The sequence below is a fragment of the Leisingera sp. ABD4_442 genome (genome assembly GCF_056160905.1).
Window position 1 is genome coordinate 1 of the sequence record NZ_JBSWYB010000058.1, and the last position, 14,843, is coordinate 14,843.

11 protein-coding genes and 1 pseudogene are annotated in these 14,843 nt (G+C 63.0%); 8 read left to right on the plus strand and 4 right to left on the minus strand.

What is annotated here, in order from left to right; genetic code table 11:
- Nucleotides 1-155 precede the first annotated feature (155 nt).
- A complete protein-coding gene (locus ACXAHG_RS22550) occupies nt 156-998 on the minus strand; it encodes an EamA family transporter (protein WP_475039692.1) in 843 nt (280 codons plus the stop codon).
- Nucleotides 999-1,178: 180 nt separating this feature from the next.
- On the opposite strand from ACXAHG_RS22550, the gene tdm reads away from it, so the two are divergent.
- Together tdm and ACXAHG_RS22560 are read left to right on the plus strand one after the other, a co-directional pair.
- Nucleotides 1,179-3,548, plus strand: coding sequence for a trimethylamine-oxide aldolase Tdm (tdm, locus tag ACXAHG_RS22555; protein ID WP_475039690.1), 2,370 nt, complete (start codon nt 1,179-1,181; stop codon nt 3,546-3,548).
- 29 nt (nt 3,549-3,577) lie between these two features.
- On the plus strand, nt 3,578-4,000 hold the full coding sequence (locus ACXAHG_RS22560) for a group II truncated hemoglobin (RefSeq protein WP_475039689.1): 423 nt from the start codon (nt 3,578-3,580) through the stop codon (nt 3,998-4,000).
- An 87-nt stretch (nt 4,001-4,087) separates the two neighbouring features.
- Here ACXAHG_RS22560 and ACXAHG_RS22565 read toward each other — a convergent pair whose 3' ends face one another.
- The 3 genes from ACXAHG_RS22565 to ACXAHG_RS22575 all read right to left on the minus strand — a co-directional run bounded on the left by ACXAHG_RS22565 (nt 4,088) and on the right by ACXAHG_RS22575 (nt 7,210).
- Nucleotides 4,088-5,350 carry a glycerate kinase type-2 family protein gene (locus ACXAHG_RS22565; RefSeq protein WP_475060949.1) on the minus strand — a complete coding sequence of 421 codons (1,263 nt, stop codon included), beginning with the start codon at nt 5,348-5,350 and terminating at the stop codon, nt 4,088-4,090.
- 80 nt (nt 5,351-5,430) lie between these two features.
- Nucleotides 5,431-6,408, minus strand: a complete 978-nt coding sequence (locus ACXAHG_RS22570; RefSeq protein ID WP_259957545.1) for an HpcH/HpaI aldolase/citrate lyase family protein — start codon at nt 6,406-6,408, stop codon at nt 5,431-5,433.
- Nucleotides 6,409-6,595: 187 nt separating this feature from the next.
- The gene (locus ACXAHG_RS22575; RefSeq protein ID WP_475060951.1) at nt 6,596-7,210 is read right to left on the minus strand and encodes a LuxR C-terminal-related transcriptional regulator; all 615 of its coding nucleotides are present in this window, start codon (nt 7,208-7,210) and stop codon (nt 6,596-6,598) included.
- Nucleotides 7,211-7,520: 310 nt separating this feature from the next.
- Between ACXAHG_RS22575 and ACXAHG_RS22580 the strand changes: the two genes are divergently transcribed.
- From ACXAHG_RS22580 to glyA, 6 genes and pseudogenes are all read left to right on the plus strand, one after another.
- On the plus strand, nt 7,521-8,771 hold the full coding sequence (locus ACXAHG_RS22580; protein WP_475060954.1) for a pyridoxal-phosphate-dependent aminotransferase family protein: 1,251 nt from the start codon (nt 7,521-7,523) through the stop codon (nt 8,769-8,771).
- Nucleotides 8,772-8,804: 33 nt separating this feature from the next.
- Entirely contained in the window at nt 8,805-10,004 is a 1,200-nt protein-coding gene (locus ACXAHG_RS22585; protein ID WP_475039685.1) for a malate--CoA ligase subunit beta, read from the plus strand.
- Nucleotides 10,001-10,894 carry a succinate--CoA ligase subunit alpha gene (gene sucD / locus ACXAHG_RS22590; RefSeq protein WP_039134774.1) on the plus strand — a complete coding sequence of 298 codons (894 nt, stop codon included), beginning with the start codon at nt 10,001-10,003 and terminating at the stop codon, nt 10,892-10,894. The genes ACXAHG_RS22585 and sucD overlap by 4 nt, the downstream gene beginning before the upstream one ends.
- Nucleotides 10,895-10,993: 99 nt before the next feature.
- Entirely contained in the window at nt 10,994-11,965 is a 972-nt protein-coding gene (locus ACXAHG_RS22595; protein WP_475039682.1) for a 2-hydroxyacid dehydrogenase, read from the plus strand.
- Nucleotides 11,965-14,625: a phosphoenolpyruvate carboxylase gene (locus ACXAHG_RS22600; protein WP_475060956.1), complete on the plus strand. Its 2,661-nt coding sequence runs from the start codon at nt 11,965-11,967 to the stop codon at nt 14,623-14,625. Before ACXAHG_RS22595 ends, ACXAHG_RS22600 begins: the two co-directional genes overlap by 1 nt.
- A 13-nt stretch (nt 14,626-14,638) precedes the next feature.
- Nucleotides 14,639-14,843 (plus strand): annotated as a pseudogene (glyA, locus tag ACXAHG_RS22605) (serine hydroxymethyltransferase); the annotation flags it as partial.

Genomic DNA, 14,843 nt, shown 5'->3' on the forward strand with positions numbered 1-14,843 from the left:
AACAACCTCCCCGAGCCTGAAGGCCTCACCGCCTGAAGCGCAGACCGTTGAGGTCCGAACAAATCTGCCCCGCCGGAAACCCTCCGGCGGGAGTTTTTTTTGGCAAGATGAAAAGCGGGGGCTTGCCCGCTTGCGGGTACGGCAGCTTGCCGTGGTCAGTGCCCCAGATAGGCAATGCCGCCGAAGGTGACGGCGACGCTGATCCATTGGGCGCGGTTCATGCTTTCACGCAGAACGAGCCAAGCGAGCACAACAGTGACCAAGCCAAAAAGCGAAGCGCTGACCGCAGCGAATTCCGGCCGCGGCAGGGTGCCGGAATAGATCACCAGGCCAAGCGCTACGGCATCCAGCGTGCCCATGAGCGCCAGCAGAGGCAGCAGCTTGCGCGAGGGAAGCTGCACCATCCGGGCCAGCCATGCCAGGCCCAGCAGAAGCAGGACGGCAGCGAGCCGGGTGATGATCAGCACCGGCAGTTCGGCTCCGGCCTGTGTTGCGGCCTGGCCGGTAGCAAAGGTCAGCGCAAACCCGGTAGCGCCTGCCAGGCCCCAGACGGCTGCCTGCAAATTGACCGGGCTGCCGTCGTCTTCGGTGGAGAAGACGGCTATGCAGCCAACGCCGCCCACCACCGCGGCAACCGCCAGCCAATGGCCGGGGCCGACCGGCTGGCCCTGCAGCATCGCCATAGCCAGTGACAGCACCGGATAGGCGCCGACCAGCGGCGCCACCAGCTTAACCGGTCCCAGGGCAAAGGCGCGGTAGAGCGCATAGGAGCCAAGAGCAAAGAGGAGGCCGGAAAAGCCGGCCAGCCAGGCGGCTTGTAGGGTCATTGCCTGCCAGTCCCCCAATGCGGCGGCGGCCCCGGCAACCAGAATCGCTCCGGTGCTGAACACGATGAGCATGGCCGGCAGGATGCTGGTTTTCTGGGAGACAAACCGCACGCAAAGGTCGTGAATACCCCAGGCGAGGGCTGCGATCAGACCAAGAAGCAGCGAGTGCATACCGGTTATCCTTTCGTTTGCGGCATTCACCCCCAGGAAAATGCCGCATCCCGGGCAATTGCCATTTTTCCGCAGAAAATCAACATGTTTGTTGATTATACTGGGGGAGCGGAATATTCTTTTCAATAAATAAATATTCCGGAAGTGCAATTTTGACCGGAGTCCAACAGGAGATGCGCGATGAATGACATGAGCTTCCCTGAAGTTGTCAAAGGGCCGCCGAAGCCCTCTGGACTGTACCAGCCGTCGGTGTTTTCGCTGCCCAAGGGAACCGAGCGCTATGTGGTCGAGGGCTGTGGTGCGATCCTGATCCGGGTGGAAACTGGCGATACGGTCACGGTGATCAACGACGAGGGCGGCCAGCCCTGCGAGATCATCGCCGCAGGGGACAAGGGGCGCATTGACGCCGGAATCATCGGCGCAGCAGCGAACAGCGGTGCAGACGGGCTGAAGGCTTTGCTGACCTCTTCGGACCAGTCCTTGCGGGGGCTGCGGATGGGGATGGAGGCGCGCGGTATCGATCTGGCCCAGGGCGGTGCGGTGCGGTTCTTTGACAGCGCAACCCCTGCCAAGACCGAGGAAAGCTTTACCGCGCAGCGCGACGGGGTGGTGATCATCGCGGCGCCCGGCGGCATCATGGATTTCGAGAAGCAGGATACGGTGACCTCGCTGACCGTGATGGTCAAGCGCGCGGTGATCAAGCAGGTGGCGCGGTTTGAGCTGCCCGATCCGCTGGCTGAGTCGGTCAATGAGGTGCGGGTGCATAGCGCCACCGCTGAAAGCTACTTCGTGAAGGCGGGGGACTACATCCAGATTATCGATGTGGATGGCCGCCAATGCACCGATTTCCAGTGCTTTGCGGCCCGCAAGCTGGACAAGGGCATCGAGCACGCGCTGGATGTGACCACCACGCGGACGCTGATGGGGCATGCCTATCCAATGCCGGGGCTGCATGCGAAATACTATGATCAGGACATGCTGCCGCTGGTCGAGGTGGTGCAGGACACCGTGGGACGGCATGATGCCTTTGCCCTGGCCTGCGCGGCAAAATACTATGACGACATCGGCTATCCCGGCCATGTAAACTGCTCGGATAACTTCAACGGCACGCTGGCCCAGCACGGGGTGACGCCGCGGGCGGGTTGGATGGCGATCAACTTCTTCTTCAACACCGGGCTCGACGATCATGGTGTGATGTATGCCGATGAACCCTGGACCCGGCCCGGCGACTATGTGCTGCTGCGCGCCCTGACCGACTTGGTCTGCGTCAGCTCGGCCTGCCCGGATGACACCAGCGCTGCCAACGGCTGGAACCCCACTGACATTCACGTCCGCACCTACAGCGGAGAAGAGACCTTCAAGCGGGCGATTGCGTTCCGCGCGACCCCTGAATCGGAGCCCAAGATGACCAAGGAAACCGGTTTCCACGACCGCCTCAGCAAGCTGACCCGCAACTTCATCGAGTATAACGGGTTCTGGCTGGCCAATTGCTATGCCGAGTCCGGGCCGCTGGAGGAATACTGGGCTTGCCGCGAGAAATCGGTGGTGCTGGATCTGTCTGCCCTGCGCAAGTTTGAGATCACCGGTCCCGATGCCGAGGCGCTGTGCCAGTACATCTTTACCCGCAATATCAAGAAGCTGGCAGTGGGGCAGGTGGTCTATACCGCGATGTGCTATCCGCATGGCGGCATGATCGACGACGGCACCGTGTTCCGCCTGGGCAAGGACAACTTCCGCTGGATTGGCGGCTCGGATTACGGCGGGGAATGGATCCGCGAGCAGGCTGAGAAGCTGGGTTTGAACGTTCTGATCCGCTCCTCGACCGATATGCAGCACAATATTGCGGTGCAGGGGCCGGAAAGCCGTGATCTTCTGAAGAAAATCATCTGGACTATGCCGCATAATCCCGAACTTGGGGAATTGGGCTGGTTCCGTTTCACACCTGCGCGCATCGGTGGCGAACATGGCGTGCCGGTGGTTGTGTCACGGACCGGTTACACCGGCGAGCTGGGCTATGAGATCTTCTGCCATCCGAAACACGCAAGCGAGGTCTTTGATGCGGTCTGGGAGGCCGGCCAGGACCACGGCATCCGCCCGATGGGGCTGGAGGCGCTGGATATGGTGCGGATCGAGGCCGGGCTGATTTTTGCAGGCTATGACTTCTCTGACCAGACCGATCCGTTTGAGGCTGGCATCGGCTTTACCGTGCCGCTGAAATCGAAAGAGGATGATTTCGTCGGCCGCGACGCGCTGATCCGGCGCAAGACCACGCCTGCGCGCAAGCTGGTCGGGCTGGATATCGACTCGGCCATCGACGTGGGCCATGGTGATTGCGTGCACATCGGGCGGGCGCAGATTGGCGAAGTGACGTCCTCCATGCGCTCACCGCTGTTGGGCAAGAACATCGCGCTGGCGCGGGTGGACGTGTCTTGTTCCGAAGCCGGAACCGAGGTGGAAATCGGCAAACTTGACGGGCATCAAAAACGGCTGCCGGCCAAAATAGTACCCTTTGCGCATTACGACCCCAAGAAGACCCGGCCTCAATCCTGAGGCCGGCCGCTGCGGGGCTGGGAGGTTAAATGGTTCAGAAGCTGATAGATCAGATCGGTGGCGAGGACGTAGTCCGAGCCCTCGTTGAAAGATTTTACGACATTGTCGAAGAGACTGAGGCAGGCGCGCAGATTGTGAAACTGCACAAACGCGGCCACGGTATGGACCACGCCCGGATTGAGCAGTTCAATTTCCTATCCGGCTTCCTGGGTGGCCGGAAGTATTATCAGGAAAAACACGGCCATATGGACGTGAAGCTGATGCACGCGCATGTGCCGGTCACGGAAGAGGACGCCGAGAACTGGCTGAAGTGCATGGATCAGGCGCTGGCGGACCTCAAGCTGGACGGGCCGCATGTGGACCGGCTGAGAATGGTGTTCCGACGGGTAGCGCTGGTGCTGGTGAATGATCTTGCCGAGTGGGGCGAGAAGAAGGTTCCCGTCAGCGTATAGAGTCGCAGGCCAAAGCTTGCCGCCGGATGCGTGTGAGCCTCCGGCTGGAGTATTTTGGGCAAGTTGAAAGCGGCGGTGTTCCAGGGGTTAGCCGGGCCGCCTCAGGAAGACCTGCACATCAGCAACATTGGTGCCGGTGCCGCCGGTCATCAGCAGCGCGTCCGCAGCCTTGAGGGCCGCGTAGCTGTCATTGTTGGCCAGCAATGCCTCCGGGTCCTGTCCGGCAACCCTGATGGCGTCCCAGGTGCCGGGAGCGGCAATGCCGCCAGCCGCGTCTGTGGGGCCGTCGCGCCCGTCCGTGCCGCCTGACAGGAACAGCCAGTCGCCGCTGAGACGTTCGGCGCCCAGTTTGGCGACGCGCAAGGCAAGCTCCTGGTTGCGCCCGCCAAGGCCAGTGCCGGTGAGCTGAACAGTGGTTTCGCCGCCGAAAATCAGCGCAATTGGTTTGTCCTGGGGGGCCAATTCTGCCGCTTTGACAACGGTTTCTGCAGCCTCGGCCACATCGCCTACCAACCGGTGCGATACCAGTTTCGGACTCCAATCCTCTGCCGCTGCGGCCATCATCGCCTTGAGGCTGTGGCGGTTGGAGCCGATCAGAGTATTGGCGGCCGGAGGCGGGGCCTCTTGCGCCGTTTCAGCGGCGCTGAGAAGGGTTCTGACGGCCTCAGGCGCGCTGTCCCAGATGCCTGCACGCTGCATGGTGCTTCGGGCTTCTGCGCGGCTGCCGATGGGAGCCACCGTGGGGCCGGACGCAATGGCGCGCAGGTCGTCCCCGATCACGTCCGACAGGATGAAGGCCTGAACCTGCGCGGGCGCCGCGTGGCGCAGCAGGCCGCCGCCTTTGGTATCCGATAGCTGCTGACGGATCAGGTTCATTTCGTTGATCTCAAGGCCGGAGGCGAGCAGCAGCTTGTTCACCGCTGCCTTGTCCGCGAGCGTCAGCCCAGGTGGTGGTGCCACCATCAACGCGGAGCCGCCGCCGGAAATCAGCGCAATCAGCCGGTCATCCGGACCCAGTGATTGGGCCAGTTCAATGGCGGCCTGACCAGCATCAGCGCTGGTTTCATCGGGCACTGGATGGGCACCGCAGATCACAGTGGCGCCAGGAATTTCCGTGTGATTTTCGGGGTTTGTGATGGCCAGCGCCGAGACCGCATCCGGGACCAGGGCCAGTGCTTCGCGCATCATCGGGATGGCAGCCTTGCCGACGGCCAGCAGCACATTCCTGCCGCCTTCGGGCAGGGGGGAGAGCGGCGAGGACGCCAGCTGGGCACGCAGGGCTTGCGCCGGGTCTGCCCGGTCGACAGCGGCCTTAAACAGGGCCTTGGCGGTGGTCAGCAATCCGGTCATCTGCATCTCCCTGGCATAGCGCCGCTTAGCCGCCCCGGCCAAAGCCGGGACGGCGCAAGGTCTTGAAACCGAACGGCGGCTTAGTTGCCGGCGATCTGCTTTGCTTTTTCCACCAGCACTTCTGCCTGACGGATCGAGGCATAGTCAATCAGGCGGCCGTCCAGCGACACCGCGCCTTTGCCGGCGGCCTCAGCCTCAGCCATGGCTTCCAGGATGCGGTGCGCCTTGGTGATTTCCGCGTCCGACGGCGACATCACCTCGTTGGCGAGTTCGATCTGGCTCGGGTGGATCGCCCACTTGCCTTCGCAGCCCAAAACTGCGGCACGTTTGGCGGCGGCCTTGTAGCCTTCTTTGTCCTGGAAATCGCCAAACGGGCCGTCGATCGGACGCAAGCCGTTGGCGCGTGCGGCCACCACCATGCGGGCCAGGGCATAGTGCCACATGTCGCCCCAGTGCACGTCGCGTGAGCCGTCCGCGGCCGGGTCGGTCAGCACCGAGTAATCAGGGTTCACACCGCCGATGATGGTGGTGCGGGCGCGGGTCGAGGCGGCATAGTCGGCAACGCCGAAATGCAGCGATTCATTGCGCTTGGAAGCTGCGGCAATTTCACTCACGTTCTGCATGCCAAGCGCGGTCTCGATGATGTGCTCAAAGCCGATTCGCTTCTTCAGGCCTTTGGCGTCTTCGATTTGGGTGACCAGCATGTCGACGGCGTAAACGTCAGCCGCGGTGCCGACCTTGGGGACCATGATCAGGTCCAGGCGTTCACCTGCCTGTTCAACCACATCGACCACGTCGCGGTACATGTAGTGGGTGTCTAGGCCATTGATTCGCACCGACATGGATTTGTTGCCCCAGTCGATGTCGTTCAGGGCCTCGATGATGTTCTTGCGGGCCTGGTCTTTCTCGTCCGGCGCAACCGCGTCTTCGAGATCCAGGAAGATCACGTCTACGTCAGATTTTGCAGCTTTTTCAAACATTTGAGGCTGGGATCCGGGGATTGCCAGCTCGCTGCGGTTCAGGCGGCCAGGGGCCTGTTCGATGGTATGAAACGACATGGGTGCGCTCCTCATTCGCAATGGGGTTTCGTCCTCTCCTCCTTAGGCATTCCTCATCAGAGCGTTTCCTGTCAAGAAAAAAGTTTTCATTTAAATACATTCGCGCGGGAGCGCGCCCGCGCGTCGCGCCCTCGCGTGCGCCCGCGTGTGCGTGCACGCGGGCGAGGCGCGGGGCGGCAAGCCGGGGTCATTCCTCCAGGCTGAAATCCCCCTTGGCGGCGCGGTTGGCGTAGTAGAACGCAATCGCCTGGGCGCGGTTCTTGACCGAGAGTTTTTCGTAGAGGTTCGACAGGTGGAATTTCACCGTGTTGGTCGAAATCTCCAGCTCCTTGCTGAGCTCCTTGTTGGTGAGTCCCTTGGACAGCGCCTCCAGCATGGTGCGCTCACGGCGCGACAGCTGCTCGATCGGATCGGTCTGCAGGCCGCGGACGTCGAGGAAGGGAAACACCATCTTGCCCTCGGCAACCGCGATGCAGGTGTCCAAGAGCCCCTCGACGGCGCTGGAACGCGGTGCAAAGCCGGCTGCGCCTGCGCTCATCGCCTTGCGCGGCACATCGCTGCTTTCGTCGGCATAGACCACCAGCCGCGGCGCGTTGGCCTGGTCGCGCAGCACCTCGATCAGCTTGGCACCGCCAAGCGCGGGCAGGTTCCAGTCGATGATCCCGACCTGAACCGGCACCCGCATCACCGTCCCGAGGAAGCCTTCGGCGGTGGCAGAGGTGGCGACCAGCGAGAATCGCGGGTCCTTGTCGAAGATCTCGGACATCGCCGACAGCACCAGCGGATTTGCGTCAGCAAGCATGACCGAAATCGGGGAAACTTTGTCGCTTATAGGAGCCATTTGGTGCCCTTTTGTGAAAAACCACCCAAACGGGTAGGGTCAGTTTTGGTATGCAACGGTATTTTTACCAATATGGGCAGGTTTTTTACTACCCAATTAGATACCCAAAAGCAGGATATAGGAATGTTGCGGGTTTTGTCGACCTAGGTTTTCCTTGGGTTAACAGATGTTGCACGACAGGAAACAAACCTTCCCGCAGTGAAGACCGCCGCGACGAAGGCCCGGGACCTCCGGCACATCGCCGACACGAAACCAGCGAGGCCTGACCCCGATGACTGAACCCACGATCTTTCCCAGCCTGGAAATCCCGGAAACCCTGGCCGCAGGCCCTGGCCCGGGCAATACCGACCCCCGCGTGCTGCAGGCCTTTGCCAACACCGGCCTGGCCGACCACATGCAGGCAGACGTGCTGCGCGGCATGATCGAGTGCAAGCAGATGCTGCGCGATCTGTGGGGCACTGCCAACACCTACACCTACGGCGTTGGCGGCACCGGCTTCTCGGGCCTGGACTGCATGCTGAACGCAATCCTGCCGGGCGACACCGTGGTGGCCTTCCAGAACGGCACCTTCTCGGGCATCGACGCGATGACCATCCGCATGAAAGCCGCCACCCGAGAGGAACTGGCCGCCGATGCGATGAACCCGCTGCCGGCCTCGGTGACCGTGGTTGACGTGCCGCATGGCGAGTCGGTTTCCGGCAAGCTGGTTGAGCAGGTGCTGGCCGAGAAAAAACCGAAATGGGCCTTCATGGCGCATTGGGAAACCGGCTCGGGCCGCATCAACGACCTGAAAGGCTTCTCGGACGCTTGCGTCAAGCACGGCGTGATGGGCCTCATTGACGCGGTGTCCTCGCTGGGCATCGAAGACTTCTCGATCGACGATTACCCGGGCGTTGCCGGCTGGGCGTCCTGCCCGCAGAAAGGCGTGCTGTGCCTGCCGCTGACCTATGCGCCGGTGTCCTTCACCGACAAATATATCCAGACCGTGCGTGAGAACGGCTGCCATTCCTACGTCCACAACCCGATCCTGGAAGCCCGCCACTGGGGCATCGTGGACGGCCAGGACGTGGCTGCCGGCACCTACCACCGCACCCACTCGGGTTATGCCGTTGCCGCCTTCCACGAGGCGCTGCGCATCACTCTGCAGCACGGCCGCGCCCAGAAGGCCCGCGACTATGCCTTCCACGAGAAAGCGCTGCGCGACGCCGTCACCGCGATGGGCTGCGACGTGACCAGCAACATGACCAGCCTGGTGGTTCTGAACCTGCCCGGAGATCTGGCCGGCCGCGAAAAAGAGCTGGTGGGCAACTGCCGCGCCGTTGGTTTCGGCATCTGGCCGACCCTGTCTGAGCCGGTCCAGGTCCGCATCGGCATCCTGAACCAGATCACCCCGGCGGCCATCACCGACATCGTCAACCGCTTCGGCAAGGCGATGAACGATATGGGCGCAAATGTCGACATGGAGGCGATCAACGCCCTGCTCGACAAGCATTACGCACCGGAACTGGAACCGGCTGAGTAATAGAATTCCGACATCCATGAGGAGGAGAGGACCATGGATATCCACGAGTATCAGGCCAAAGAAGTTCTCAGCAACTTCGGCGTGACCGTACCGCCGGGCGCGCTGGCCTACAGCCCCGAGCAGGCGGCCTACCGCGCGCGGGAACTGGGCGGCGACAAATGGATTGTCAAAGCCCAGGTTCACGCTGGCGGCCGCGGCAAAGCGGGCGGCGTCAAACTGTGCAACTCGGAAGCTGAGATCTATGAGGCAACCGAGAACCTGTTCGGCAAGAAGCTGGTGACCCACCAGACCGGCCCCGAAGGCAAAGGCATCTACCGTGTCTATGTCGAAGGCGCGGTGCCGATCGCCCGCGAGATTTACCTGGGCTTTGTGCTGGACCGCTCCAGCCAGCGGGTGATGATCGTTGCCTCGTCCGAAGGCGGCATGGAGATCGAAGAGATCTCCGCCGAGCGCCCCGAGTCCATCGTGCGCTCGACCGTTGAACCGGCGGTGGGCCTGCAGGACTTCCAGGCACGCGAGATCGCGTTCCAGCTGGGCATTGAGCCGGCGATGACACAGCAGATGGTGCGCACCCTCAAGGGCTGCTACCAGGCGTTTTCCGAACTGGACGCCACCATGGTTGAGATCAACCCGCTGGTGGTCACCTCGGACAACCGGGTCATCGCGCTGGACGCCAAGATGACCTTTGATGACAACGCCCTGTTCCGCCACCCGCAGATCGCTGAGCTGCGCGACAAGTCCCAGGAAGACCCGCGCGAAGCCCGCGCCGCCGACCGCGGCCTGTCCTATGTCGGCCTGGAGGGCAACATCGGCTGCATCGTGAACGGTGCGGGCCTGGCGATGGCAACCATGGACACCATCAAGCTGGCCGGCGGCGAGCCTGCCAACTTCCTGGATATCGGCGGCGGCGCAACCCCGGAACGGGTCGCCAAGGCCTTCCGCCTGGTGATGTCCGACAGCAATGTGCAGGCGGTTCTGGTCAACATCTTCGCCGGCATCAACCGCTGCGACTGGGTCGCCGAAGGCGTCGTGCAGGCGCTGAAGGAAGTGCAGGTCGACGTGCCTGTTGTAGTCCGCCTTGCAGGCACCAACGTGGAGGAAGGCCAGAAAATCCTGGCGCAGTCCGGCCTGCCGCTGATCCGCGCAACCTCGCTGATGGAAGCCGCTGAGCGGGCCGTTGGCGCGTGGAAAAACGACCTTGATCAAAACACTCGTGTGAGGGCCGTCAAATGAGCATCCTTCTTGATCGCGAAAGCCGTGTCATCGTCCAGGGCATCACCGGCAAAATTGCCCGATTCCACACCAAGGACATGATCGAATACGGCACCAACGTCGTTGGCGGCGTGGTTCCAGGCAAGGGCGGCGAAACCGTCGAGGGCGTGCCGGTCTTCAACACCGTGAAAGAAGCGGTGGAGGCCACCGGCGCCAATGCGTCGCTGGTGTTTGTGCCGCCGCCGTTTGCAGCCGACTCCATCATGGAAGCGGCGGATGCGGGCATCAAATACTGCGTCTGCATCACCGACGGCATCCCGGCCCAGGACATGATCCGCGTGAAGCGCTACATGTACCGCTATCCCAAGGACAAGCGGATGATCCTGACCGGTCCGAACTGCGCGGGCACCATCTCGCCGGGCAAGGCGCTCTTGGGCATTATGCCGGGCCATATCTACCTGCCGGGCACGGTTGGCATCATCGGCCGTTCGGGCACCCTGGGCTATGAGGCCGCGGCGCAGCTGAAAGAGCTGGGCCTGGGGGTTTCCACCTCGGTCGGCATCGGCGGCGACCCGATCAACGGCTCCTCCTTCAAGGACATCCTGGAATGGTTCGAGAAGGATCCGGAAACCGAGGTCATCGCAATGATCGGTGAAATCGGCGGTCCGCAGGAAGCGGAAGCGGCGGATTACATCAAGAACCACGTGACCAAGCCGGTTGTGGCCTATGTCGCGGGCCTGACCGCCCCCAAAGGCCGCACCATGGGCCACGCGGGCGCGATCATCTCGGCCTTCGGCGAATCTGCCTCCGAGAAGGTGGAGATCCTGTCGGCCGCCGGCGTGACCGTTGCCGAGAACCCCGCCGTGATCGGCGAAACCATCGCAAGCGTGATGAAAAAGAACGCCGCCTGATCCAGCCCTGGATCTGGCGCACTGCTCCACCCTTGGCCCGGGGCAATGGCGGGGGTGGAGCACCCTAATAAAGAACAAGCACGTCAGGGAGATGAAATCATGGCAAAGCCGAAGGTACTGGTGACCCGCCGCTGGCCCGCCGCAGTAGAGGCTCAGCTTTCTGAAACCTTTGATGCCGTGCTGAACACGGGCGACAAACCGCTGAGCGAGGCTGAGCTGCGCGACGCGATGAAGTCCTATGACGCGGTGCTGCCGACGGTGACCGACACTGTCTCGGCCAAGGCGTTTGATGTTGCCAAACCGCAGGCCCGTATCCTTGCCAACTATGGCGTTGGCTACTCCCATATTGATATGCACGGCGCAGCCGGCCACGGTATGACCGTCACCAACACGCCGGATGTCCTCAGCGAATGCACGGCCGACATTGCCATGACGCTGCTGCTGATGGTGGCCCGCCGCGCAGGCGAAGGCGAACGCGAGCTGCGCGCCGGTGAATGGACCGGCTGGCGCCCGACCCATCTGGTCGGCACCAAGGTTTCCGGCAAGACGCTGGGCATCGTGGGCTTTGGCCGCATCGGCCAGGAAATGGCGCGGCGCGCCCACCACGGGTTCGGCATGAAGATCGTGGTGCAGAACCGCTCCCGCGTATCCCCCGATATCCTGGCCCGCTACAACGCCACTCAGGTGGACAGTCTGGAACAGCTGATGCCGCAGTGCGATTTCGTCTCGCTGCACTGCCCGGGCGGCACCGCCAACCGGCACCTGATCAACACCCGGATGCTGAACCTGATGAAGCCGGACGCATTCCTTATTAATACAGCGCGTGGCGAGGTGATCGACGAGCTGGCCCTGTCCCGCGCCCTGTGGTTCGAAACCATCGGCGGCGCGGCGCTGGACGTTTTCGACGGCGAGCCGCGCATCAACCCGGACCTGCTTGACTGCGACAACCTGGTGATGCTGCCGCACTTGGGCAGCGCCACCCGCGAGGCGCGCGAGGCGATGGGCTTCCGCGTGCTCGACAATCTGAACGACTTCTTCGAAGGGCGCGAGCCGCGTGACCGGGTGATGTAATGGGAGATCCGGCTGAAAACACCCATGCGGCGGTCGAAGATACCGGTTACGCCGCTGAACTGCGCAGTGAATTGCATGCCCTGTGGCTGGACGTCCTGCGCCAGCGCGCCCCGGAAGTGGCGGAGCGTGCGGCCGGCGAGGCGCCTTGGGACCTGTCCGACGGCCAGCCCGCGACAGCCTATTTGCAGGCCTTCAACATCTGGTTCCAGCTGCTGAAGATTGTCGAGGAAAACGCCGCCATGCGCGACCGCCGCATGGCCGAAACCCAGGATGGTCCGGAAGTGGTCGAGGGCAGTTTTGCCCGCGCGCTGGACCTGGCAGGCGAACTCGCAACGCCGGAACGGCTGCAGGAGGTCGCCAGCCAGTTCTCAATCGGCCCGACCCTGACCGCGCATCCGACCGAGGCCAAGCGGGTTACCATCCTGGAAATCCACCGCCGTATCTACCGCGGGCTGGTGTCGCTGGAAGCCAAGCGTTGGACCCCGCGTGAGCGTGCCGATTTGCTGGAGGATCTGCGTTCGGAGATTGACCTCTTGTGGATGACCGGCGAGCTGCGCCGCGACAGGCCTAGCCTGCAGGATGAAATCCAATGGGGCCTGCAGTTCTTCCGCGACAGCCTGTACCAGGCGGTGCCGCAGCTGTTCGAACGCTACATCGCTGCTGCTGAGCCGCGCCTGGGCGAAAGCGCCGATGCGCCGTGCCTCAAGTTTCATTCCTGGATTGGCGGTGATCGCGACGGCAACCCGAATGTGACGGTTGAGGCGACGGCGGCAGCGCTGACTGCGAACCGTGCAGCAATCCTGAAACGCTACCAGAAGGCGCTGACCACCGCAGCGGAACGGATCTCCATTTCAGCCGCCGTGTTTGCCTTGCCGGACAGTGCCTCTGCCCGCTTGGCAAAGGTCATTGCAGCGGCACCCGGTGCCGCAGCACTGACTGCCCGCAATCCCGGTGAAGTCTTCCGCCAGGCGCTGACCGCGATCCAGGCGCGGATCAAGGCCACCGCTGCCGAGGACACCGGCGCCTATAAACATCTGGGTGACTTTGTTGCCGACCTGACAGAAGTGGAAGGGGCGCTTGAGGAAATCGGCGCGCACCGCCTTGCCGCCCGCTATGTGCGCCCGATCCGCTGGCAGGCTGATGTTTTCGGCTTCCGCACGGTGACGCTGGATGTCCGGCAGAATTCCACCGTGACCACTGAGACGCTGACTGAGATCTGGGCGCGCTCCGGCGATGCGCCGGAATTTGGCAGCCCGGACTGGTCGGCGCGGCTGCGCAAGGAGCTGGGCAGCGCCTCGCTTCCTTACATGACTCCGGATGAGCTGAGCCCGCAAAGCGGCGAATTGCTGAAGCTGCTGCGTCTGATGCGCGATGCCGGGGCAGGGGAAGACCCGCAGGCGATGGGGCCGTTCATCCTGTCGATGACCCGTTCCACCGATGATCTGCTGGGGGTCTACCTGCTGGCGCGCTATGCCGGTTTCGGCGCCGAAAAGGCGGCTCTGAAAGTGGTGCCGCTGTTTGAAACCATCGGCGATTTGCGCGCCGCGCCCGGCATCCTCGACGGCCTGCTGGACGTGCCCTTTGCCCGCCGTTCGCTGAAATCCGGCGACAACCGGATCGAGGTGATGCTGGGCTATTCCGACAGCAACAAGGACGGCGGCTTCCTCTGCTCCACCTGGGAGCTGGAGAAGGCGCAGCGCCTGATCACCCGCACCCTGGCGGCGCACCGGATGCAGCCGGTGTTCTTTCACGGCCGCGGCGGCTCTGTCTCCCGCGGCGGCGCCCCTGCGGAGCGCGCCATCGCGGCCCAGCCCGCAGGCACCGTCGCAGGCCGGATGCGGATCACCGAGCAGGGCGAGGTTGTCAGCTCGAAATACGCCAACCGCGGCACGGCCCTGCATCAGCTGGAGCTGATGGCCTCCTCGGTGCTGCGCCATTCGCTGCAAGACGATACCCCGCCGGTGAACCCGGAGTTTGATGACGCGTTCGAGGCGCTCGCGGGGATGTCCCAGGCAGCCTACTCCAACCTGCTGAACGCGCCGGGTTTCCTGGATTACTTCCAGCAGGCCAGCCCGGTAGAGGAACTGGCGATGCTCAAGATCGGCTCGCGTCCTGCGCGCCGTTTCGGGGCCGGGTCGCTGGACGATTTGCGGGCGATCCCCTGGGTCTTTGCCTGGTCGCAGAACCGCCACATGATCACCGGCTGGTACGGGTTCGGCTCGGCGGTTGCCAGTTTCCGCAAGTTCCGCGGCACCCGCGGCGATGCGGTTCTGCAGGATATGTTTGCGGGGTCGCCGCTGTTCCGCCTGGTGGTGGACGAGGTCGAAAAGACTCTGCTGCAAAGCGACATGGAGATCGCAGCCGATTACGCAACATTGGTGCAGGACACCGGGACCCGGGAGCGCATCTTTGGTGCCATCCGCAAGGAATACCAGCTTGCCTGCGAGGCGATCGCCTTCCTTACCGGCGACAGCAGCCTGTCCCAGCGGTTCCCGCGCCTGCGCGCCCGCTTTGGCCGGGTGGAAAATATGCTGCGCGAAATTCACAAAACCCAGGTGCGCCTCCTGCGGGAAGAGCGCGCCCGCAAATCTTCAACAGTGCCGGTCCCGCTGATGCAGTCGATGAACTGCGTCGCCGCGGGCCTTGGCTGGACTGGATAGACAGGAGCCCCGAATGTCCAAAGATCTGTTTTTCACCCAAGCGCTTTCCGAGCGCGATCCTGAACTTTACGCCTCGATCACAGCCGAGCTGGGCCGCCAGCGCGACGAGATTGAGCTGATTGCGTCTGAGAACATCGTCTCGGCCGCGGTGATGGAAGCGCAAGGCTCTGTCCTGACCAACAAATATGCCGAAGGCTACCCGGGGCGCCGCTACTATG